Genomic DNA, 22864 nt, shown 5'->3' on the forward strand with positions numbered 1-22864 from the left:
GGATTCCCCCTATCGTCCCGCCCGAGGAAGAGACGCCAGGCGCCCGCGGACCAACCGGAGGTGGCGACCATGGAAGTGAATCGCAGGGGTCTTCTCGCGGCGGGCGGCTCGGCCGCCGCGCTGCTGGCGGCGTCGCGGGAGGCGGGGGCGCAGACCCGCGCCGAGACGCTGCGCTACGTCACGGGCAATGTGATCAACACGCTCGACCCCACCGTGCCGGGCGCGACGCGCGAGTCCTTCGGCCTCAGCATGAACGTCTATGACCGGCTGGCCGCCTTCGGCCGCCGGCAGTTCGAGGGCAACTGGGTCTTCGACCACAACAGCATCCGCGGCGAGCTGGCCGAGCGCATCGAGCGCAGCCCCGACGGGCTGCGCTTCACCTTCGTGCTGCGCGAGGGCGCGACCTGGCACGACGGCACGCCCGTGACCGCCGAGGACGTGAAGTGGTCGCTCGACCGCACCGTCTCGGCCCGTTCCCTCGCCCCGCCGCAGATGCAGCTCGGCTCCATCACGCGGCCCGAGCAGTTCCGCATCCTCGGGCCGCGGGCGGTGGAGATGCTGCTCGACAAGCCCGACCGCCTGGCGCTTTCCAACACCTGCGTGCCCTACGCCATCATGGTGAACAGCACGCTCGCGAAGCGCCACGCCACGGCCGACGACCCCTGGGCGCTGAACTGGATGCGCGACAATGCGGCCGCCGGCGGCGCCTACATCGTCGAGACCCACCGCCCGGGCCAGCAGACCGTGCTGCGCCGGAACGATGCCTGGAAGGGCGGGCCGCTGCCGCAGTTCCGGCGCATCATCATCCAGACCGTGCCCGAGCCCGCCACCCGCGCGAGCCTCGTCGAGCGCGGCGACGCCGATCTCTGCATAGACCTCAGCCCCAGCGACGTGCAGGCGCTCTCGCAGCGCGGCCGCGTGAAGGTGGTCTCCATCCCGCAGACCAACGGCTTCACGCACATCTCGATGAACAACCGCATGGCGCCCTTCGACGACCTGCGCGTGCGCCAGGCCATCGCCGCCGCCCTGCCCTACCAGGATCTGTTCCAGGCCGCGCTGTTCGGCCGCGGGCGCGCGCTGTTCGGCGCCGGCTGGTCGGGCAGCCCGCCCAGTTCGGATTTCCCGCAGCCCATGCCGCTGCGCCAGGATCTCGATGGCGCGCGGGAGCTGCTGCGCCAGTCGGGCCACCCCAACGGCTTCAGCACCACCTTCACCATCGGCGTGGGCATCTCGCCCTGGGCCGAGCCCATGGCGGCGCTGGTGCGCGAGGCGCTGGGCCGCATCGGCATCCAGGTGGAAATCCGCAAGCTGCCGGACGCGCAGTTCAACACCGCCCAGGCCGAGCGCACCCTGCCCTTCTACACCGAGGGCGGCACGGCCTGGCTGCCCGCCACCTACTACTTCTTCCGGCTCTACTTCACCCGGCCGCAGCGCTGGAACTTCGCGAGCTTCGACAACGCCGAGATGAACGCGCTGGTGGAGCAGGCGCAGTTCGAGACCGACCCGGCCGCCTATGAGCGCCAGGCGAAGCGCATGATCGAGATCCTCAACGAGCAGGTTCCGCTGCTGCTGATGTGGCAGCCGCTGCACGAGGCGGTGATGGCGCAGAACATGGACGGCTACACCTACCAGTTCTACCGCCAGGCCGATTTCCGCGACCTGCGGCGTGTCTGAGGCGCGCGCGCAGGGCCCGCTGCGCCGCGCGGCGCGGCGGGTGGGCATCCGGCTGCTCTCCGCCCTGCCCGCGCTGTTCGGGGTGCTGGTCTTCACCTTCATCCTGATGCGCGTGCTGCCCGGAGACCCGGCGGTGTTCTTCGCCGCCGGCGCGGCGGGCGGCCAGGCCGAGATCGAGATGGTGCGCCAGCAGATGGGGCTGGACCGCCCGCTGCCGGAGCAGCTCCTACGCTACCTGTGGGACGTGGCGCGCGGCGAGCTCGGCATGTCCATGACCACGGGCCAGCCCGTGCGCACCGATCTGCTCGAGCGGCTTCCGGCCTCGCTGGAGCTCACCTTCGCCGCGCTGCTCCTCGCGCTCGGGCTCGCGCTGCCGCTCGGCGTGCTCGCCGCGCTGCGGCCGGGCTCGCCGGTGGATCATCTGGTGCGCTTCCTCTGCACGCTGGGCGTCTGCGTGCCCACCTTCGTCTCCGGCCTGCTGCTCGTCTATGTGTTCTATTATCTGCTGGCCTGGGCGCCGGACCCCACCGGGCGGCTCGATGTCTTCGCCGCGACGCCGCCGGGCATCACGGGCTTCCTGCTGGTGGATTTCGCCCTGGTGCGCGACTGGGAGGGCTGGCGCGCGGCGGCGGCGCAGATCGTGCTGCCCGCCTCGACCATGGCGCTCTTCGTCCTCGCACCGCTGGCGCGGATGACGCGCGCCTCCATGCTCGCCGTGCTGGGCAGCGAGTTCATCCGCACCGCGCGCAGCCTGGGCCTTTCGGGGCGGCGGGTGGTGCTGGTCTATGCGCTGCGCAATGCGCTGATTCCGGTGCTGACCATCTCGGGCATCGTCTTCTCCACCATGCTGGGCGCCAATGTGCTGGTGGAGAAGGTGTTCTCCTGGCCCGGCGTCGCCTCCTACGCGCTCGATGCGCTGCTCGCCTCGGACTACGCGCCGGTGCAGGGCTTCGTGCTGCTGATGGCGGCGATCTTCGTGGCGGTGAACCTGCTGGTGGACCTGCTCTACGGCGTGGCCGACCCGCGCGCCTCGGTGGCATGAGCGCCTCCACGCTGCGCCATGCCGGCTATGTGCTGCGCGGCAACCCGGTCACCGCGCTGGCGGCGGCGGGGGCGCTGGCGCTGCTTTTCGTCGCGGTCTTCGCGGACTGGCTGGCGCCGCACGATCCCGTCGCCTCCAACGTGGCGAACGCGCTGCGCCCGCCCTCGGCCGCGCACTGGGCCGGCACCGACCAGCTCGGCCGCGACATCCTGAGCCGGCTGATCCACGCCGCGCGCATAGACCTCGCCATCGCCTTCGCCGCCGTCTCGCTCTCCTTCCTGCTGGGCGCCGTGATCGGCGCGGTCTGCGGCTATCTCGGCGGCATGACGGACCGCGTGGTGGGCCGGGTGGTGGATGTGCTGATGGCCTTCCCGCTCTTCGTGCTGGCCATGGCGCTGGTCGCGGCGCTGGGCAACCATGTGCAGAACATCGTCATCGCCACCGCCTTCATCAACCTGCCCTTCTACATCCGCTTCGCCCGGGCCGAGGTGAACGTGCGGCGCAACCTCGGCTGGGTGGAGGCGGCGCGCGCCTCGGGCGAGCCGCATCTCTCCCTCGTGCTGCGCTTCCTGCTGCCCAATGTGCTGCCCGCCATGGCGGTGCAGATTTCGCTGAACCTCGGCTGGGCCATCCTGAACGCGGCGGGGCTTTCCTTCATCGGTCTCGGCATCACGCCGCCCACGCCGGAATGGGGCATCATGGTGGCCGAGGGCGCGCGCTTCATCACCGCCGGCCACTGGTGGCTGGTCGCCTTCCCCGGCCTCGCGCTCATGCTTTCGGTGCTGTGCTTCAACCTGCTGGGCGACGGGCTGCGCGACATCCTCGACCCGCGCATGCGCACGTGAGCGAGCCCCTTCTCTCCGTCGAGAACCTGCACGTGCGCTTCGCCACGCGGGGCGGCGAGGTGCATGCGGTGCGCGGCGTCTCGCTCCACCTCGCGGCGGGCGAGACGCTCGGCGTGGTGGGCGAGAGCGGCTCGGGCAAATCCGTCACCGCCTACGCCATCACCCATCTGCTCGACCGGGCGGGGCGCATCGCCGAGGGGCGCATCCTCTTCGCCGGGCGCGACATCACCCGCGCCGGCCGCCACGAGCTGCGCGAGCTGCGCGGCGCCGCCATCTCCATGGTGTTCCAGAACCCGCGCGCGGCGCTGAACCCGATCCGCCGCGTGGGCGAGCAGATCGGCGACGCGCTGCGCGCGCACACCGGCCTGACGCGGCGCGCGGCGCGGGAGCGCGCGCTGGAGCTGCTGGAGGCGGTGCGCATCCGCGACGCGGCGGCCCGTCTCGACGCCTACCCGCACGAGCTTTCGGGCGGCATGTGCCAGCGCGTGATGATCGCCATGGCCATCGCCTGCGCGCCGCGGCTGCTGATCGCCGACGAGCCCACCACCGGCCTCGACGTGACCACGCAGAAGACGGTGATGGACCTGCTCTCCGGCCTCATCGCCGAACGCGGCATGGCGATGATGCTCATCACCCACGATCTCGGCCTCGCCGCGCAGTATTGCCGCCGCGTCGCGGTGATGGAGCAGGGGCGCGTGGTGGAGGAGGGGCCCACGGCCGCGCTCTTCCGCGCCCCGCGCCACCCCTACACGCGCCGCCTCGTCGCCGCCTCGCCCACGCGCCATTCCACCGTGGCCGATCTGGTGGGCGAGGCCCCCGCCCCGGCCGCGCCGCCGCCCGCGCCGCGGCGCGGCCAGGGGCCGCTGCTGGAGGTGCAGGGGCTGCGCCGCAGCTTCGGCCGCGTGCTGGCGGTGGACGACGTCTCCTTCCGCCTCGCGCCGGGGGAGAGTCTCGGCCTGGTGGGCGAGAGCGGCTCGGGCAAGACCACCCTCTCGCGCATGATCTGCCGGCTGCTGGACGCGAGCGCGGGGCGCATCCTCTTCGACGGCGAGGACATCGGCGCCATCCCCGCATCGCGCTTCCACCGCGCCCCGCAGCGGCGCGACATCCAGATCGTCTTCCAGGATCCGAACGACAGCCTCAATCCGCGCTTCACCGCCTTCCAGGCCATCGCCCATCCGCTGCGGCGGCTGGAGGGGATGGGCGAGGGGCCCGCGCTGCGCGCCCGCGTCGAGGCCGCGGCCCGGCGCTGCGGCCTGCCGCTCGATCTGCTCGCGCGTTTCCCGCACCAGCTCTCGGGCGGGCAGAAGGCGCGCGTCGGCATCGCGCGCGCCATCGCCACCCGCCCGCGGCTGCTGGTGCTGGACGAGCCGACCGCCGCGCTCGACGTCTCGGTGCAGGCGGTGGTGCTGAAGCTGCTCGACGATCTGCGGCGGCAGGACGGGATGGCCTATCTCTTCGTGAGCCACGACCTCAACGTCGTGCGGATGATGTGCGAGCGCACCATCGTGCTGCGGCTGGGCCGCATCGAGGAGGAGGGCCCCTCCGACGCGCTCTTCGCCGCGCCGAGGAGCGCCTATGCGCGCGAGCTGCTGGACGCGATCCCGCATTTCGCGCCCGAGCGGCGGGAGGCGACGGCGTGAGCGGCCGCTGGCGCGTGGGCATGGACATGGGCGGCACCTTCACCGACGTGATCGCCCTGCACCCCGAGGAGGCGCCGCGCACCGCCAAGACCCCCACCCGGGCCGACGACCCGGTGGCGGGCATCATGGCCGCCCTCGCCGCCGTCGGCCTCGCCCCGGAGGAGGTGGAGGAGCTGGCGCACGGCACCACCCGCATCACCAACGCGCTGGTGGAGGGCCGGCTCGCGCCCGTCGCGCTCATCGCCACGGCGGGCTTCGAGGACATCGTGGAGATCGGCCGGCAGTCCCGCCGCGATCTCTACCGCCTCGCCGTCCCGCCCAAGCCGCCCGCGCCCGTGCCGCGCGAACGGCGCTTCGCCCTGCCCGGCCGCCTCGCGCATGACGGGACGGAGCTCGCCCCCCTGCCCGAGGGGGCGGCCGAGGCGGCGGCGGAGGCGGCGCTGGCCACGGGGGCGGAGGCCATCGCCGTCTGCCTGCTGCATGCCTATGCGAACCCGGCGCACGAACAGGCGGTGGCGGCGCGGCTCGCGGGGCGGGCGCGGCATCTCGCCCTGTCGCACCGCATCAACCCGGAGGCGCGGGAATACGAGCGCACCCTGACCACGGTGCTCAGCGCCGCGGTGATGCCGCTCGCCGCCGACTACCTGGCCGAGCTGCGCGCCGGGCTGCCGCCCGCCGTGCGGCTGTCGGTCATGCACTCGGCCGGCGGCCTAGCGCGGCCCGAGGAGGCGGCGGCGCGCCCGCTGGCCATGGCGCTGTCGGGGCCCGCGGCCGGGGTGGCGGCGGCGGCGGCCGTGGCGCGCAGCCTGGGCGAGCCCGCCCTGCTGACCTTCGACATGGGCGGCACCACCACCGATGTGGCGCTGGTGCTGGAGGGGCGGCCCGAGGTGACGGCCGATGCGCGCCTCGCCGACCACCCGCTGCGCCAGCCCATGGTGGCGATCGAGTCCATCGGCGCGGGCGGCGGCTCGCTGGTGCGGCTCGGCCCGGCCGGGCTCTCCATCGGCCCGCAGAGCGCCGGGGCGGACCCGGGCCCGGCCTGCTATGGCCGCGGCGGGCGCGAGCCCACGGTCTGCGACGCGCATGCGGCGCTCGGCTATCTCAACCCGCGGCGGCGGCTCGGCGGCAGGATCGCGCTGGACCCGGAGGCGGCGCGCGCCGCCCTCGCGCCCCTGGCGGCCCGGCTCGGCCTGGGCGTGGTGGAGACGGCGCTGGGCGTGCTGCGCGTGGCGGACGCGACCATGGCGCGCGCGCTCAACCGCATCACGGTGGAGCGCGGGGTGGACGGGCGCGGCGCGGCGCTGCTGGCCTATGGCGGGATGGGGCCGATGCACGCCGCCGGGCTGGCGCGCGCCTATGGGCTCGCGCGGGTGATCGTGCCCGCCGCCTCTTCCGCCTTCTCCGCGCTGGGCTGCGTGGCGGCGGAGACGAGCGCGCTGCGCCAGCGCACCCTGCGCCTCGACGCCGCCGGCTTCGATGCGGAGGCCTTCGCCGCCGCGCGCGCGGCGCTGGCCGCGGAGGCCGCCGCCGCCCTGCCCGCCGGCCCCGCGGGCCCGCGCATCGAGGAGGTGGCGCTGATGCGCTACCGCGGCCAGTCCCAGCCGCTGGAGACTCCGCTGCCGCCGGGGCGCTGCGATGGCGCGGCCCTGGCCGCGGCCCTGCGCGCGCGCCACCTGGCCGTCTTCGGCTTCGCCCTCGGCGAGGCCTGGGAGGTGCTGGGGCTGCGCGTCACCGCACGCCTGCCGCGCACGCCGCCTCCGCCGCCCCCCGCCGAGGCCCTCGGCCCTCCCGAGCCCTTCGCCGTGGACCCCTGCTGGTTCGCCCCCGGCCCGCCCACCCCCACCCCGCGCTATGCGCGCGCCGCCCTGGCGCCGCCGCACCGCATCGCGGGCCCCGCCGTCATCGAGGACGAGTGGTCCACCATCCTGGTGCCGGAAGGCTGGGCGGCGACGCCCGAGGCGCACGGCCATCTGCGGCTGGAGCCGGGCGCATGAGCCTCGATCCCTTCCGCCTCGAGGTGCTGCGCCACGCGCTCTCCGGCATCGCCGAGGAGATGAGCCATGTGGTGATGCGCGCCGCCCGCTCGCCCCTGCTGCGCGAGGCGGGGGATCTCTCCTCCGCCCTCACCGACGCCGCGGGCGGGCTGGTGGCCCAGGGGCGGGACATTCCCGTGCATCTCGGCGTGATGGCCTTCACGGTGGGCGCCTTCCTCGCGCGCGTGCCGGCGGAGCGGCTGCGGCCGGGCGATGTGTGGTTCACCAACCTGCCTGAGCTCGGCGGCAACCATCTGCCGGACGTGAAGGCCATCCGCCCGCTCTTCGCCGAGGGGCGGCTCCTCGCCTTCGCCGTCAGCCTCGCCCATTGGGCCGATATCGGCGGGGCCTGGCCGGGCTCCTATGTCGCGGAGGCCAGGGAGGCGCTGCAGGAGGGGCTGCGCATCCCGCCTCTGCGCCTCTTCTCCGCCGAGGGGCCGGATCGCGAGAAGATCGCGCTGGTGCTCGCCAACACCCGCGGCCCCGAGGAGCGCGAGGGCGACATGCTGGCGCAGGTGGCGGCCACCCGCGCGGCCGAGGCGCGCTTCGCCGCGCTCTGCGCCGAGCACGGCGCCGCCACGGTCGAGGCCGCGATGGCCGCCCTGCACGACCGCTCCGAGGCCGCGATGCGCGAGGCGCTGGCCGGGCTGCCCCAGGGGGTGCACGAGGGGGAGGACTGGCTCGACGACGACGGGCCGGGCGGGGCGCCCGCGCGCATCCATGTGCGCATCGCGCTGGAGGGCGGCGAGGCGCTCTTCGACTTCGCCGGCACCGATGCGGCGCTGGCGGGGCCGCTCAACACCACCCCCTCCGTCGCCGCGGCGGCCGTCTATTACGCGATGAAGGCCATCGCCGGCCCCGAGATTCCGCCCAATGCCGGCTGCTACCGGCCGCTGCGCCTCGCCATCCCGCCGGGCTCGCTGCTCGACCCGCCGCCGGAGAAACCGCTGGTGGGCGGCAACCACGAGACCTCGCAGCGGGTGGTGGACGCGATCTTCCGCGCCTTCGCGCCTTCCATCCCCGAGCGGCTCTCGGCCGGCGGCCCCACCACCTCCGGCCTGCTCATCTTCGGCGGGCGCGATGCGGCCGGGGCGTGGAAGACGCTCTACGAGCCGCATGGCGGCGGCGAGGGCGCGCGCAGCGGCCGGCACGGCGCGGCCGCCACCCGCGTGCACCTGACCAACACCAACAACACCCCGGCCGAGGTGATCGAGGCCGAGTTCCCGGTGCGCATCGAGCGCATGGCGCTGCGCCGCGGCTCGGGCGGAGAGGGGCGCTGGCGCGGCGGCGAGGGGGTGGTGCGCGACTACCGCGTGCTCGCCGAGGAGCTCTCGCTGACCACCATGGTGGAGCGCCGCCTCGTGCCGCCCTGGGGGCTGGCCGGCGGGCAGGCGGGCGCGCCCTTCCGCATCGAGCTGCATCGGCCCGACGGCACGGTGGAGGAGCTGCGCGGCAAGGAGAACCGGCGGCTGCGCCGGGGCGATCTGGTGCGGATCATGACCAGCGGCGGCGGCGGCTACGGGCCGGCGGAGGGGTGATGCGGGCGGTGGGAAGCCCTCGTCTTGGCGCGCAGCCCCCACACCGAGCCCCAACGCGGCGTGCCGCGTCGGGTGGCGCCAAGCCTGCGCGCGATAGCGCGGCCTGACCGCCGGCCGTATCAGCGCGCGCCCGCCAGCACCGCGCGGTCCTCGGCGTCGAGCTCCACCGGGGTTCCGCCGCGGATCAGGGCGGCGAAATCCTCGTCGGGGGCCATCAGCGTCAGGCAATAGAGCTTGCCGGGGCCGGTGTTCTCCACAACGTGCTCGGTGCCCGGCTGCAGCATCAGCGTGTCGCCGGGGCCGATCTCGCACCACTCCTCGCCGGCGCGGGCGCGGCCCTGGCCCTTCAGCACGAAGAAGGCCTCCTGCGCGGCGCGATGCGTGTTGGGCGGCGTGGCCCCGCCGGGGGCGAAGACCTCCACGACGAGGGTGAAGCCCGCCCCGTCCTCGATCGGGTCGAGCAGGCAGGCGAAGTAGTTGCTGTCGGTCGGAGAAATGCGGAAGCCGCGCAGCTCGGCCCCGCGCTTGAGGATCGCGCCCATGGGTCCATTCCGGAGATTGTCGTCCAGGCCGCGATTCTGGCGGGGGCGTGAACGCCTCGCAATTCATGCAGGGGCTTCCTATATTCGCGGCGGAACAGGATTGCCTCCGGAGACGCCACAGCCATGCGCCGCACTGCCCGAATGCTGACCGTGCTGGCCGCGCTCGCGCTCGCCCTCGCCCCCGCCCTCGCCCATGCCAAGGCGGGGGGCGGCGGCTCGGCCGGCAGCCGCGGCGCGCGCACCTTCTCGGCCCCGCCGCCGACCCAGACGGCGCCGCAGCCCGCGCGCCCGATGGAGCGCACCATGACCCAGCCGGCCGCGCCGCAGCCCGGCATGGCCAACCCCGCCGCGCGCCCGGCCCCCGCCCCGGCCGCCGCGGGCGCGCGCCCCGGATTCTTCCAGCGCAACCCCTTCATGGGCGGGCTGATGGCCGGGCTGCTGGGCGCGGGCATCTTCGGGCTGCTCGCGGGCTCGGGCTTCTTCTCGGGGCTCGGCTCGCTCGCGGGGCTGCTCGGCTTCCTGCTGCAGATCGCGCTGATCGCGGGGCTCGTCTTCCTCGTCGTGGCGCTGCTGCGCCGCCGCGCCCAGCCGCAGCCGGCGGGCGTTCCGGCCGGGATGATGGCGCGCCAGGCGCAGGGCCCCATGCCGATGTCGGCCGGCGCGCCCCGCCGGCCGGTGGACGAGATCGGCATCGGCCCCGCCGACTACCAGGCCTTCGAGCGCCTGCTGATTTCGGTGCAGGAGGCCTGGACGCGCGAGGACCTGGCCACGCTGCAGCGCCTCGCCACGCCCGAGATGGTGCAGTATTTCCGCGACGACTACGCGGCGCTGGCCGCCCGCGGCTGGAAGAACGAGACGCGCGACGTGGTGCTCGAGAAAGGCGACCTCGCCGAGGCCTGGAACGAGGGCGCGCGGGACTACGCCACCGTCGCCATGCGCTTCTCGCACATCGACGTGACGCGCGAGGTCGCCACCGGCCGCGTGGTGGAGGGCGACCCCAGCGCCCGCACCACGAGCACCGAGCTCTGGACCTTCGTGCGCGTGCAGGGCGGGCCCTGGATGCTCAGCGCCATCCAGCAGGTGGGGTGAACGCCCCGCTCACGGCGCGCGGGGCGACAGCTCCGCGATCAGCCGGGGGATGGACTCGCGGAAGGGAAAGAAGCCCTTGCGCGCCAGCGGCCAGCAGGCCGCGTCCCAGGGCCGGCGCAGCCGGTGCAGCGCGAGGCCGCGCGCCGCCAGGGAGGGGCGCAGCGCCTGCTCGGCCCAGTCGGCCAGCGGGCCGATGGCGGGCTCGGGCAGGGCGAGGGCGGGCGCGCCGCTCTCCGCCGCCCAATCCGCCACGGCCTCGGGCGCGAGCAGCCTGCCCGGCAGGCCGAAGCGCGCCTCGGCCCGGGCCAGCCCATCGGCCAGCGCCGCCTCGGTGAAGCCGCGCGCCAGAGGGGCGCGCGCCTCCGGCGGCGTCACCGCGCCGAGCGCCGCGAGCCGCAGCGGCGGCAGGCTCTCCGGGTGCAGATCCTCCTCGTGCAGCAGCAGCGCCACCGGGCCCCGGGGCGGCGGGTCGGCCGGGGGCAGCGCGCCCGGGGGCGGGGGGCCGGGCTCGTCCAGCGGCGCGGCGGCCTCATCCAGCTCGCCGCGCGGGTCGAAGCGGCCCTCGGTGTGGCGCGCGATGTTCTCGGCGCGCGCGAGGTAGTGCTTCCCCGGCGTCTGGATGCCCGCCACCCAGCGCCAGGAGAGGGTGTTGGAGGCGGCGTCGGCGTCGCAGAGGTGCTGGCGGAAGAACTCCGCCCCCAGCGGCCAGGGCAGGCGCAGCGTGAAGATCCAGATGCTGGCGAACCACATGCGCGCGTGGTTGTGCAGCCAGCCCGTCTCCACCAGTTCGCGCGCCCAGGCGTCGAAGCAGGCGAGGCCGGTGCGCCCCGCCATGGCGCGCTCCACCGCCGCGCGCAGCCCGCCCTGGATGGCGAGCCGCGCCTGCTCCTCGGCCACGCGGGCGCGGTATTCGGCCCACATGGCGGGGCGCAGCGCCAGGAAGCCCTTCCAGTAGCTGCGCCAGAACACCTCCTGCACGAACTTTTCCGCCTCGGCGAAGCGGTGGCGGGCCAGCGCCGCGCCGACCAGCTCCTCCTCCAGCAGCAGCCGGTGGCGCACATGGGCCGAGAGGCGCGAGACATCGGCGCGGCGGCCCGGGCCCGGATCGGTGTTGCGCCCGGCCGCATAGGCGCGGCCCATGCGCGGGGCGAAGGCGGCGAGGCGCGCGAGGCCGGCGGCGCGGCTCGGGGCGGGAAGCTCGGGCGACATGGCGGCGAGGTGGCGCCGCGCCCTCGCCTGCCAAGCCCCGCGATGCTATCGCCCGCGCATGTGGACACGCCGCGCGCTGGTCAGGACGGGGCTGGCCGGGGCGGGGCTGGCGGCGATGGCCGCCGGCGCCTGGGGCTTCGGCTATGAGCCCGTCTTTCCCCTGCATCTCGCCCGCTATCGGCCGGCGCCGCGGGGCTGGCCCGCGGGGCTGCGCCTGCGCATCGCCGCGCTGGCCGATCTGCACGCCGGCGCGCCGCTGATGACGCTCTCGCGCATCGCCGAGATCGTCGCCGCCACGAATGCGCTCGCGCCCGACATGGTGGTGCTGCTGGGCGATTACGGGCCGGTGAGCCGCCTCGTGCCGCGGCCCTATCCGCACGAGGCGGTGGCGGAGCTGCTCGCCGGGCTGCGGGCGCGCTGGGGCCGCTTCGCCATCGCCGGCAACCATGACTGGTGGGAGGACGCGGCGGCGATGGCGCGCGAGGCCGGCCGCCCCGCCATGCTGCGCGCGCTGGAGCGCGCGGGCTTCACCGTGCTGCAGAACGAGGCGCTGCGCCACCCCGCCGGCTTCTGGATCGCCGGGCTGGACAGCCAGATCGCCTTCCTGCCCAAGCGCGGCTGGCCGCGCATCGGCGCCGACGACCTGCCCGCCACTCTGGCCCAGGCCCGGGACGAGGCGCCGCTGATCCTGCTCGCCCATGAGCCCGACATCTTCGCCGAGGCGCCGGCGCGCGCGACGCTGACGCTCTGCGGCCACACCCATGGCGGGCAGGTGCGGCTGCTGGGCTGGTCGCCGCGCGTGCCCTCGCGCTACGGCAACCGCTACGCCTATGGCCATGTGCGCGAGGCGGGGCGGGATCTCATCGTCTCGGGTGGGCTCGGCACCTCCAACATCCCCGTGCGCTTCGGCGTGCCGCCGGAGATCACGCTGGTGGAGCTGGGCTGAGGCCGCGCCTTACGCCAGGCCCTGCACCGTCTCCTGGTGGCGTTCCAGCACCTGGCGGCGCTTGACCTTCATGGTCGGCGTGAGCAGCCCGTTCTCCACCGTGAAGGGCTCGGGCAGCAGGGCCCAGCGGCGGATGCGCTCCACCGGCGAGAGCTTCGCGTTCACCCGGGCCACGGCGGCGGCGATGCTCTCGGCCTGGCCCTCGGCGGCGACGAGCAGCGCCACCACCCCGGCCATGCCTTCGCCCGCCGCCACGGCCTGGGCGATCTCGGGCTCGCCCACCAGCAGCGCCTCGATCTTGGAGGGGGCGATCATGTCGCCGCCCAGCAGCTTGATGAAGTCGCGCTTGCGGTCGGTGATGATGAGGCGGCCCGCCGCGTCCAGCCGGCCCACATCGCCGGTGTGCAGCCAGGTCTCGCCCGCCGCGTCGGGGCGCAGCGCGGCGGCGGTGGCCTCGGGGTTGTTCCAGTAGCCGTCCATCACCAGCCCGCCGCGCACCAGGATTTCGCCATCCTCGGCGATGCGGACCTGCACGCCGGGCAGCGGCAGGCCTACCGTGCGCCGGTCATTGTCCCAGGGCAGGTTCACGCTGATCACCGGCCCCGCCTCGCTCTGCCCGTAGCCCTGGATCACCGGCAGGCCGAGGGCGAGGAAGAAGCCCGAGAGCTCCGGATCGAGCCGCGCGCCGCCGGAGACCAGCGCCTTCACCCCGCCGCCGAAGCGGGCGCGGATCTTGTCGCGCACCAGCCGGTCCAGCACCGCGTCCTGCAGGCGCTCCATCGGGCCGAGCGGCGGGCCGTCGAGCTTGCGCAGGCCGAGAGCGAGGGCCCGCTCGAACAGCGCCTTCTTCAGCCCGCCATCCTTCTCCACCTGCGCGGCGATGCGCCCGCGCAGCACCTCGAAGAGCCGCGGCACGGCGGTGAGGACGGCGGGCCTGTGTTCCGCCATCTCGGCCGCCAGCCGGTCGGCCCCGCGGGAGAAGACCAGCTCCATGCCGAAGGAGGGCAGCAGGAAGCCGCCCACCGTGTGCTCGTAGCTGTGCGACATGGGCAGGAAGGAGAGGTAGCGCTCGCCCTCCACCCCCAGCCGCTCGATCAGCGGGCGCACCCCTTCGCGGTTCGCCAGCATGGCGCGGTGCGGCAGCATCACCCCCTTGGGCGCGCCGCCCGTGCCCGAGGTGTAGATGAGGCAGGCGAGGCGGCCGGGCGGGATCTGCTCCACCTCCGCCAGCAGCGCCGCGACATCGCCCGGCACGGCCTCCAGCTCGGCGAAGGGGCGGGCGGCCATGCCGGGGGGCATGGGCTCCATGCAGGCCAGCAGCTCGAGCCCCGCGACGCGCGCCGCGGCGGCCTGCACCGTCTGCGCCAGGTTGGCGGTGGAGACGATGGCCACGCGCGCCCCGGAATCGCGCAGGATATGCGCGTGGTCCGCCACGGTGTTCGTCACATAGGTCGGCACGGTGACGGCGCCGATCGCCATGATGGCGACGTCGGCGATCAGGAACTCCGGCCGGTTCTCGCTGACCAGCAGCACCCTGTCGCCGGGCATCACGCCGGCCGCGCGCAGGCCGCGGGCGAGGGCGGCCACGCGCAGCGCGAACTCGCCCCAGGCGATGCGCGCCCAGCCCTGCTCCTTCCAGTGGTGGAACAGCACGCGCTCCGGCCGCGAGGCGGCGAGGCCGAGCATCATGTGGGGCAGGCTGCCCCAGACGGACGTGTCGCGCGCCGGCATCCGGAAATCCCCCCCTGACCTGGCCCTGCTGGCTTGGCCCCCCGTGTTCGCCGCATATATGGGAGCCATGCAAGACCGTCCTTCGCCCCTTTTCGCCCCGCTCGACGCCTCCGCAGGGGGGGGCGGGCTGCCCGCCTGGGATCTCTCCGATCTCTACGCCGGGCCGGACGATCCGGCCCTGGCGGCGGACCTCGCGCGCGCCGAGGCCGATGCCGCGGCGTTCCAGGAGCGGTTCTCCGGCCGGCTCGCCGGGCTCTCGGGCGAGGCGCTGGCCGGGGCGATCGCGGAATACGAGCGCATCGAGGAAATCCTCGGCCGCATCATGAGCTTCGCGCAGCTCCGCTTCTCCGGCGACGCGAAGGATCCCGAGAACGGCCGCTTCTACGGCACCATGCAGGAGAAGGTGACGGCCATCTCCTCGCACCTCGTCTTCTTCACGCTGGAGCTGAACCGCATCGAGGAGCCGGCGCTGGAGGCGAAGCTGAAGGCGAGCCCGGCGCTGGCGCGCTACCGCCCCTGGCTGCGCGACCTGCGGGTGTGGCTGCCGCACCAGCTCTCCGACGAGATGGAGCGGCTGCTGCACGAGAAGGACGTCTCGGGCCGCGCCGCCTGGAACCGGCTGTTCGACGAGACGCTGGCGACCATGACGGTGCCCGTCTCGGGCGAGGAGCTCTCGGTCAGCGCCGCGCTCAACAAGCTCTCCGATCCCGACCGCGCGGTGCGCGAGGCCGCGGCGAAGGGCGTCTCCGAGGCCTTCGGCAGCCGCATCCGCCTCTTCACCCTCATCACCAACACGCTGGTGAAGGACAAGGAGGTGATGGACCGCTGGCGCAAGCATCCGCGCCCGGGCTCCGCCCGCAACCTTTCGAACATGGTCGAGGACGAGGTGGTGGACGCGCTGGTGGAGGCGGTGCGCGCCGCCTATCCGCGCCTGTCGCACCGCTACTACGCGATGAAGGCGAAGTGGCTGGGCCTCGAGAAGCTGCAGCACTGGGACCGCAACGCCCCGCTGCCGCGCGACGAGGACGCGACGATCCCCTGGAGCGAGGCGGTGGCGCGGGTGCGCGCCGCCTATGCCGCCTTCTCGCCCGAGCTCGAGCGCCTGGCCGCGCCCTTCTTCGAGAAGCCCTGGATCGACGCCGCGCTGCGCCCGGGCAAGGCCTCGGGCGCCTTCGCGCACCCCACCGTGCCCTCGGCGCACCCCTATCTGCTGCTGAATTACCACGGCAAGGCGCGCGACGTGATGACCCTCGCGCACGAGCTGGGCCATGGCGTGCACCAGCGCCTCGCCGCCTCCCAGGGCTACCTGATGAGCGGCACGCCGCTCACCCTCGCCGAGACGGCGAGCGTCTTCGGCGAGATGCTCACCTTCCGCGCCATGCTCGACGCCGAGGCCGACCCGGCGAAGCGCCGCCTGCTGCTGGCCGGCAAGGTCGAGGACATGCTGAACACGGTGGTGCGGCAGATCGCCTTCTACCGCTTCGAGACGCTGCTGCACGAGGAGCGCCGCCAGGGCGAGCTCAGCCACGAGCGCATCGGCGAGCTGTGGATGCAGGTGCAGACCGAGAGCCTCGGCCCCGCCTTCGACTTCACGCCCGACTACGCCGTGTATTGGGCCTACATCCCGCACTTCGTGCACTCGCCCTTCTACGTCTATGCCTACGCCTTCGGGGATTGCCTGGTGAACGCGCTCTACGGCGTGTACCGCGACGGCGCCGTGCCGGATTTCGAGCGGAAGTACCTGGAGATGCTGCGCGCCGGCGGCACGCTGCGCCACAAGGAGCTGCTCGCCCCCTTCGGCCTCGACGCCTCGAAGCCCGAGTTCTGGAACCGCGGCCTCGAGGTCATCGCGGGCTTCATCGACGAGCTGGAGGCGGCGTGATGCGCGCCCCCCTCGCGCCGGTGCGCCGCTGATGGCGGAGAAGGGCAGCACCCTGTTCGGCGAGGTGCGGCGCATGGTCCGCACCTCCGGCGCCGTCACGGGCATCGCCGCGCGCGTGGCGGGCGAACGCTACCTCGGCATCAAGACCAACAAGGACCGCCACGCGGAGGATCTCAAGGCCATCCTCGGCGGGCTCAAGGGGCCGATGATGAAGGTGGCGCAGTTCCTCGCCACCATCCCCGACGCGCTGCCGGCGGAATACGCGAAGGAGCTCGCGACGCTGCAGTCCAACGCCCCGCCCATGGGCTGGGCCTTCGTGCGCCGGCGCATGAGCAGCGAGCTGGGGCCGGACTGGCAGAAGCATTTCTCCCGCTTCGGGCAGGAGGCGGCGGCGGCCGCCTCGCTCGGCCAGGTGCACCGCGCCACCCTCACCGACGGCACGGAGGTGGCCTGCAAGCTGCAATACCCCGACATGCCGAGCGTGGTGGAGGCCGATCTCAAGCAGCTCAAGCTCGGCCTGCAGCTCTACCAGCGCATGGACAGCGCGCTGGACAACGAGGACGCCTACGCCGAGATCGCGGAGAGGCTGCGCGAGGAGCTCGACTACACGCGCGAGGCGGCGCACCAGCGCCTCTACCGCCTGATGCTGGCGGACGAGCCGGCGGTGCATGTGCCCGCGCCGATCGACGCGCTGACCACCACCCGCCTGCTGACCATGACCTGGCTCGATGGCGGCTCCATCCTCAAGCGCCTCGACGAGAACCCGCCGCTCGAGGAGCGCAACGCCTATGCCCGGGCGCTCTTCGCCGCCTGGTACAAGCCGGTCTATCGCTACGGCGTGATCCATGGGGATCCGCATCTCGGCAACTACCAGGTGCGGGCCGATGGCGGGATCAATCTGCTCGACTTCGGCGTGGTGCGGATCTTCCCCGCCCGGTTCATCGCCGGCGTGATCACGCTCTACGAGGCGGTGCGCGACGGCGACGACGAGAAGGCGCATCACGCCTTCGAGATCTGGGGCTTCCGCAACCTCTCGCGCGAGACGATGCTGGTGCTGAAGCAGTGGGCCGATTTCCTCTACGAGCCGCTGCTGACGGACCGCGTGCGCCTCATCCAGCAATCCGACGACCCGACCTATGGCCGGCAGGTGGCGCAGGCCGTGCATGCGGGGCTGAAGAAGACGGGCGGCGTGCGCATCCCGCGCGAATTCCCGCTGATGGACCGCGCGGCCATCGGCCTCGGCAGCGTGTTCTTCCGCCTGAAGGCGGAGCTGAACTGGCACCGCATGTTCCAGGAGCTGATCGAGGGCTTCCAGGAGGAGGAGCTGGCCGCGCGCCAGGCCGCCGCGCTGGCCGAGGCGCGCGTGCCCGCCCCCCTCACCGCGCCGGGCTGAGAAAACCCCTCACCCCCGCGCCGATCAGGCGCGGCAGATGCGTGTAGATGTAGCGGCAGCCCGAGGCGATCACCTCGGGCAGGTTCTCCGCCGTCGCGGGCATGCCGGGCGTGCGCCCCGCGGCGCGGATGCGCGCGAGCGTGCCGGCGATCGCCGCGGCCACGGGCGGCGCCTTCGGCTCGCCCGGGAAGCCCATGGATTGCGAGAGATCGGAGGGGCCGATGAAGAACACGTCCACCCCCTCGACGGCGAGGATCTCCTCGATGTTCGCCACCGCCTCCTCATGCTCGATCTGCACGCAGACGAGCGAATGCGCATTGGCCTGCGCAGCGAAGTCGGCCATGCGCGCGCCCAGCCCCCAGCGGTCCGGCCGCGTGCCGGCGGCGAGGCCGCGCGCCGCCCCGGGGCCGAACTTCACGGCGGAGACGGCGCGCCGCGCCTCCTCGGCCGTGTTCACATGCGGCACCTGCACGCCCGCCACGCCGCGGTCCATCATCGCCTGGATGTCGGCCGCCGCATTGCTGCGCGGCCGCGCGATGGCGGTGATCCCGACCGCATCGGCCGCCATCGCCATCACCTCGACATCGGCGGGCGAGAGCGAGCCGTGCTCCGTGTCCAGCAGCACCCAGTCGAAGCCGGCATGGCCCAGCATCTCGACGAGCTGCGGCGAGGGGAACATGAGCGAACAGCCCAGCGCCGCCTCGCCGCGCGCCATCTTCGCCTTCATGCGGTTGGTCATGGGTCAGTCGGTCCTCTCCGCCTCCACGCGGCGGTTCAGCGCGCGCCCCGCGGCCGTGTCGTTGTCGGCGATGGGCTCGTTCGCGCCGCGCCCCGCGGCCGCGAGGCGCTCGGCGGCGATGCCGTTGGCCGTCAGCCAGTCCCGCACCGCCTCGGCGCGGCGGCGGCTGAGCGGATCGTTGATGGCGGGGCTGCCCTGGCTGTCGGTGTGGCCGGTCAGGGAGAGGCGCATCCCCGGCTCGGCCTCCAGCGCGGCGCGAAGCTGCGCGAGCAGCGCCAGCGCGGGCGGATCGAGCTCGGCGGAGCCGATGCGGAAGTTCACATAGAGCGTGACGCGCCCCAGGCGGCGCAGGCTGTCGGCGATGGGCGGCTGCACGGGCGGGCCCGGCTCGGTGTTCTGCGGCCCCTCGAAACGGAAGCCGGAGGGGTAGGGCTGGGTCCAGGCGCGGGTCTCCACGCCGTGGCGCGTGCTGGCCGCCCAGCGGCTGGCGCCCGGCGTCATCCGCACCGTCACCGCCCCGCCGGTGACGGGGACCACCCCGGCATGGCGCGCCGCGCGGCAGGTGGCGCTGTCGGCCGTGTAGGGGCCGCTGCCCCAGACGGTGGCGTTGCGCAGCACCGCCTCGCCGGTGCAGACGCAGTCCAGGCGCTCCTCCGTGCCGGAGAAGGCGGTCATGTTGTCGGGGCAGAGGCGCGGGCCCGGCGCCTCGGGCAGATCGAAGCGGAAGCTGGCGCGCCAGGGGCCGAAATTCTGCGAGGCGACGCCGTTCTGCGTGGTGCCCAGATAGCGCGGCAGGCCAGGGAGCAGGCGCACCAGCACCTCCCCGCCCGCCCGGCGCACCGCCCCCGCGTGCAGGGCGGCGCGGCAGAGGGCGCTGTCGGAGGTGTAGGCGTCGGTGCCCCATATGGTCGCGGCGCGCTGCGTGGCCTCGGGCGTGCAGCGGCAGCGCAGCGGCGGGGCGTCGGGCGCCTGGGCGAGCATGGTGTCCGGGCAGGGCGGCACGGGCGGCGGGGCGGCCGGCGCGGCGGCTGCGGCGGCGGGCGGCGCGTCGCTGACGCCCTCGAAGCGGAAGCTCGCGCGGAAGGGCCCGTATTCGGTGGTGGTGACGCCGTTGCGCCGGCTGCCCTCGAAGCGCGGCTCCGCCCCGCCCATGCGCAGCGTGACGGGGCCGCCGCGCTCGGTGATCAGCCCCGCATGGCGCGCGGCGCGGCAGATGTCGCTGTCGGCCGTATAGGGGTGGCTGCCCCAGACGCTGCGCGCCCCGCCATCGGTGCAGAGGCAGGTGACGGGCTCGGCCCGGCCGATGAAGCCCAGCGCGTCGCGCGGGCAGGCCGGCAGGAGCCCCGTCGCGGGCTGCGCCGCCGCCACCGAGACGGCGCCGGCCAGCGCGAGCAGAACGCCCGCGAGCCAGCGGCCCGCGGCGCGGAGGGAGGAAAGGGGCGGCGGGGCGCGCATCGCCCCCAGCTTGGCCGAGCTGCGGCGCGGGCGCGAGTCCCGGGGGATCAGAAGCTCACCCTGTCCCCGCCCTTGAGCTTCAGCATCTCCCGCGCCTCGGCCGGCGTGGCGATCTCGCGGCCCAGCTCCTCCAGGATGCGGCGGATCTTCGCCACCTGCTCGGCGTTGCTCGTGGCCTGGCGGCCGGGGCCGATCCAGAGGCTGTCCTCGAGCCCCACGCGCACATTGCCGCCGAGGATGCCGGCCATGGTGCAGAAGGGCATCTGGTGGCGGCCGGCGGCGAGCACGCTCCACACATAGGCGTCGCCGAACAGGCGGTCGGCCGTCTCGCGCATGAAGTGGAGGTTGCGCGGCTCCGCGCCGATGCCGCCCAGGATGCCGAAGATGGTCTGCACGAAGAGCGGCGGCTCCACCACCTTGCGGTCGAGCATGTGCGCGAGGTTGTAGAGGTGCCCCACGTCGTAGCACTCGAACTCGAAGCGCGTGCCGTGGCCCTTGCCCAGCCGCTCCACCACCTGCTCGATGTCCTGGAAGGTGTTGCGGAAGATGTAGTTGGTGGTGCCCTCGAGATAGGGCCTCTCCCACTCGTGCTTCCACTGCTTCACCCGCGCGGCGCTGGGCGCGATGTTGAAGTTCATCGAGCCCATGTTGAGGCTGCACATCTCGGGGCTCGCCCGCAGCGGCGCGGCGAGGCGCTCGTCCAGCGTCATGCCGAGGCCGCCGCCGGTGGTGATGTTCAGCACCGCGTCGGTGGACTGCTTGATGACCGGCAGGAACTGCATGAACACGGCCGGGTCCGGCGTGGGGCGGCCGTCGTTGGGATCGCGCGCGTGCAGGTGGATGATGGCCGCCCCCGCCTCGGCCGCGGCGATGGACTGCTGGGCGATCTCGGCCGGCGTGATGGGCAGGTGCGGCGACATCGAGGGCGTGTGGATCGCCCCCGTCACGGCGCAGGTGATGATGACCTTGTTGCTGGCGGGCATGGCGCGTCCTCCCTCTCCTCTGCGGGGAGAGTGCCGCGCCGCGCCCCTCAGCGGAAGACCGGCACGGCGTCGTCGTCCATCTGCGGCGGCGGGGGCAGCTCGATGGTGACGGTCGCGGGGTCCACCCCGCTGCCGGGCGCGATGAAATAGGTCACGCTCTCGGGCCAGAAGATCACGATGGCGACGAGCAGGAGCTGCAGCCCGAGCCAGGGGATGGCGCCGAGGTAGATGTCCTTCGTCAGCACCGCGGGCGGGGCGATGGAGCGCAGGTAGAACAGCGCGAAGCCGAAGGGCGGATGCATGAAGCTGGTCTGCAGGTTGATGCAGAGCAGCACGCCGAACCAGACGAGATTGATGTCGAGCTTCGCCGCCACGGGGGCGAGCAGCGGCACCACGATGAAGGCGATCTCGAAGAAGTCGAGGAAGAAGGCCAGCAGGAAGACGAAGACGTTGACGAAGACCAGGAAGCCCGTCTGCCCGCCCGGAAGCTGCGTCAGCAGCCCCTCCACCCAATGCGACCCCTCCACGCCCTGGAACACGAGCGAGAAGACGGTGGCGCCGATCAGGATGTAGATCACCATGGCGGTGATGCGCGCGGTGTTGCCCATCGCCTCGCGCAGCAGGGGCCAGGTGAAGCGCCCGTTCATCGCCGCCAGCAGCACCGCGCCGGCCGCGCCCATCGCCCCCGCCTCGGTCGGCGTGGCGAGGCCGAGGAAGATGGTGCCGAGCACCAGGAACATCAGCGCCAGCGAGGGCACGATGCCGCGGATCACCCGCCAGTAGAGGCGCCAGTCGCGCCGCATCAGCGCCTCGGGCGGCAGCGGCGGCACGCGCTGCGGCGCGACGATCGCCACCAGCATGATGAAGGCGAGGAAGAGCAGCACCTGCAGGATGGAGGGGCCGATGGCCCCCGCATACATGTCCCCCACCGGCACGCCGAGCTGGTCGCCCAGCACGATCAGCACCAGCGCGGGCGGGATGAGCTGCGTGATGGTGCCCGAGGCCGCGATCACGCCCGTGGCGATGCGCATGTCGTAGCCGTACTTCATCATGATGGGCAGGCTGATCATGCCCATGGCGATGACCGAGGCGGCGACCGTGCCCGTCACCGCGCCCAGCACCGCGCCGACGATGATGACGGCATAGGCGAGACCGCCCGGGATCTTGCCGAAGAGCTGGCCCGTGCCCTCCAGCAGATCCTCCGCCAGGCCGCAGCGCTCCAGGATCGCGCCCATCAGCGTGAAGAAGGGGATGGCGAGCAGCAGGTCGTTGGAGAGGATGCCGAAGATGCGCAGCGGCAGGTTGTAGAGGTAGGCCGGCGTGAAGAAGCCCAGCTCGATGAACAGGAAGCCGAAGAACAGCCCCACGGCGCAGAGCGAGAAGGCCACCGGAAAGCCCAGCAGCAGGAACAGCACGACGCCGCCGAACATCAGGGGCGGCATGATCTCCATGCTCATCGGCGCGTCCTCACTGCTCGGGCCGCTGGTAGGTGAAGACGCGCCCGGGCGGCAGCGCCAGGCCGCGCAGCAGGGCGATGCGCTTGATCAGCTCCGACAGCCCCTGCAGCACGATCAGCGAGAAGCCCACCGGCAGCAGCAGCTTCACCGGCCAGCGCAGCAGCCCCCCTGGCGCGGGCGAGCCCTCGTCGCGCAGGAAGCTCTCCCAGAAGAAGGGCCAGGTCATCCAGGCGAGCAGCGCCATGCCGGGCAGCAGGAAGGCGATGAAGCCGAACACGTCCATCCACAGCCGCCCGCGCTCGCCGAGCAGGCCGTAGAGGATGTCCACCCGCACATGCTCGTTGCGGAACAGGGTGTGGCTCGCGCCCAGCATCACCACGGCGGCGAAGAGATACCACTGCACCTCGAGCCAGGCGTTGCTGGAGAAGTTGAACCCGTAGCGCAGCGAGGCGTTCGCCGCGCTGATCGCGCAGGCGAGCAGGATGCACCAGTCGGCCAGCCGGCCGAAGCGCTCGTTGAGCCAGTCCACGCCCCGGCTGAAGCCCAGCAGAAGCCCCATCGCCACCGCCTCCCCTCGGGAAGAGAGCCGCCCCCGTAAACCATGCGTCACGCTTGTCCAGCCTCGCCAGGGGGCCGGCGGGTGTTAAGCTCGCCCCATGCGGC

At 73.5% G+C, this 22864-nt stretch carries 18 protein-coding genes; 10 read left to right on the forward strand and 8 right to left on the reverse strand.

The genetic code is table 11. From position 1 onward, the window contains the following. The first annotated feature begins 69 nt into the window (after positions 1-69). Genes H596_RS0100430 through H596_RS0100455 form a run of 6 tightly spaced genes read left to right on the forward strand, consistent with a single transcriptional unit; the run spans position 70 to position 8775 of the window. On the forward strand, positions 70-1674 hold the full coding sequence (locus tag H596_RS0100430) for an ABC transporter substrate-binding protein (RefSeq protein ID WP_037299605.1): 1605 nt from the start codon (positions 70-72) through the stop codon (positions 1672-1674). Beyond that, complete coding sequence (locus H596_RS0100435; RefSeq protein WP_245583918.1) at positions 1667-2716, forward strand: ABC transporter permease; 1050 nt, start codon at positions 1667-1669, stop codon at positions 2714-2716. The genes H596_RS0100430 and H596_RS0100435 overlap by 8 nt, the downstream gene beginning before the upstream one ends. Then, the gene (locus H596_RS24305) at positions 2713-3561 is read left to right on the forward strand and encodes an ABC transporter permease (protein WP_027283212.1); all 849 of its coding nucleotides are present in this window, start codon (positions 2713-2715) and stop codon (positions 3559-3561) included. Before H596_RS0100435 ends, H596_RS24305 begins: the two co-directional genes overlap by 4 nt. Further along, a complete protein-coding gene (locus H596_RS0100445; RefSeq protein ID WP_027283213.1) occupies positions 3558-5204 on the forward strand; it encodes a dipeptide ABC transporter ATP-binding protein in 1647 nt (548 codons plus the stop codon). Before H596_RS24305 ends, H596_RS0100445 begins: the two co-directional genes overlap by 4 nt. After that, positions 5201-7198, forward strand: coding sequence for a hydantoinase/oxoprolinase family protein (locus H596_RS0100450; protein ID WP_027283214.1), 1998 nt, complete (start codon positions 5201-5203; stop codon positions 7196-7198). The genes H596_RS0100445 and H596_RS0100450 overlap by 4 nt, the downstream gene beginning before the upstream one ends. Next, the gene (locus H596_RS0100455) at positions 7195-8775 is read left to right on the forward strand and encodes a hydantoinase B/oxoprolinase family protein (RefSeq protein ID WP_027283215.1); all 1581 of its coding nucleotides are present in this window, start codon (positions 7195-7197) and stop codon (positions 8773-8775) included. Before H596_RS0100450 ends, H596_RS0100455 begins: the two co-directional genes overlap by 4 nt. Before the next feature lie 119 nt (positions 8776-8894). On the opposite strand, the gene H596_RS0100460 is transcribed toward H596_RS0100455, so the two are convergent. Continuing rightward, on the reverse strand, positions 8895-9317 hold the full coding sequence (locus H596_RS0100460) for a cupin domain-containing protein (RefSeq protein WP_037299448.1): 423 nt from the start codon (positions 9315-9317) through the stop codon (positions 8895-8897). Between the two features lie 123 nt (positions 9318-9440). Here H596_RS0100460 and H596_RS0100465 point away from each other — a divergent pair, with 123 nt between their 5' ends. Then, positions 9441-10406 (forward strand): Tim44 domain-containing protein, encoded by a 966-nt coding sequence (locus tag H596_RS0100465; protein WP_027283217.1) that lies wholly within the window; start codon positions 9441-9443, stop codon positions 10404-10406. Between the two features lie 9 nt (positions 10407-10415). Here H596_RS0100465 and H596_RS0100470 read toward each other — a convergent pair whose 3' ends face one another. Continuing rightward, the gene (locus H596_RS0100470) at positions 10416-11615 is read right to left on the reverse strand and encodes an FAD-binding domain-containing protein (protein ID WP_027283218.1); all 1200 of its coding nucleotides are present in this window, start codon (positions 11613-11615) and stop codon (positions 10416-10418) included. Between the two features lie 58 nt (positions 11616-11673). Here H596_RS0100470 and H596_RS0100475 point away from each other — a divergent pair, with 58 nt between their 5' ends. Next, on the forward strand, positions 11674-12561 hold the full coding sequence (locus tag H596_RS0100475) for a metallophosphoesterase (protein ID WP_027283219.1): 888 nt from the start codon (positions 11674-11676) through the stop codon (positions 12559-12561). A gap of 9 nt (positions 12562-12570) precedes the next feature. Here the strand turns inward: H596_RS0100475 and H596_RS0100480 are convergent, their stop codons facing one another. Next, complete coding sequence (locus H596_RS0100480) at positions 12571-14292, reverse strand: AMP-dependent synthetase/ligase (RefSeq protein ID WP_027283220.1); 1722 nt, start codon at positions 14290-14292, stop codon at positions 12571-12573. Positions 14293-14359: 67 nt separating this feature from the next. Here H596_RS0100480 and H596_RS0100490 point away from each other — a divergent pair, with 67 nt between their 5' ends. Then, positions 14360-16174: a M3 family oligoendopeptidase gene (locus tag H596_RS0100490; RefSeq protein WP_027283221.1), complete on the forward strand. Its 1815-nt coding sequence runs from the start codon at positions 14360-14362 to the stop codon at positions 16172-16174. A gap of 31 nt (positions 16175-16205) precedes the next feature. After that, complete coding sequence (locus H596_RS0100495) at positions 16206-17567, forward strand: ABC1 kinase family protein (RefSeq protein WP_027283222.1); 1362 nt, start codon at positions 16206-16208, stop codon at positions 17565-17567. On the opposite strand, the gene H596_RS19405 is transcribed toward H596_RS0100495, so the two are convergent. From H596_RS19405 to H596_RS0100520, 5 genes are read right to left on the reverse strand one after another with little or no spacing between them, the layout of a single operon-like run. Further along, positions 17551-18306, reverse strand: coding sequence for an HpcH/HpaI aldolase family protein (locus tag H596_RS19405; RefSeq protein WP_051212199.1), 756 nt, complete (start codon positions 18304-18306; stop codon positions 17551-17553). The two genes, H596_RS0100495 and H596_RS19405, sit on opposite strands and share 17 nt — an antisense overlap. A 3-nt stretch (positions 18307-18309) precedes the next feature. Further along, the gene (locus H596_RS22640) at positions 18310-19761 is read right to left on the reverse strand and encodes an LCCL domain-containing protein (protein ID WP_051212200.1); all 1452 of its coding nucleotides are present in this window, start codon (positions 19759-19761) and stop codon (positions 18310-18312) included. Positions 19762-19808: 47 nt separating this feature from the next. Beyond that, positions 19809-20744 (reverse strand): BKACE family enzyme, encoded by a 936-nt coding sequence (locus H596_RS0100510; RefSeq protein WP_027283223.1) that lies wholly within the window; start codon positions 20742-20744, stop codon positions 19809-19811. A gap of 47 nt (positions 20745-20791) precedes the next feature. After that, entirely contained in the window at positions 20792-22201 is a 1410-nt protein-coding gene (locus H596_RS0100515; protein ID WP_027283224.1) for a TRAP transporter large permease, read from the reverse strand. 10 nt (positions 22202-22211) lie between these two features. Then, positions 22212-22760: a TRAP transporter small permease subunit gene (locus H596_RS0100520; RefSeq protein WP_027283225.1), complete on the reverse strand. Its 549-nt coding sequence runs from the start codon at positions 22758-22760 to the stop codon at positions 22212-22214. Positions 22761-22864: the final 104 nt, after the last annotated feature.

Origin of the sequence: Rubritepida flocculans DSM 14296 (assembly GCF_000425365.1) — a bacterium.
GTDB classification, from domain to species: Bacteria; Pseudomonadota; Alphaproteobacteria; order Acetobacterales; family Acetobacteraceae; genus Roseococcus; species Roseococcus flocculans.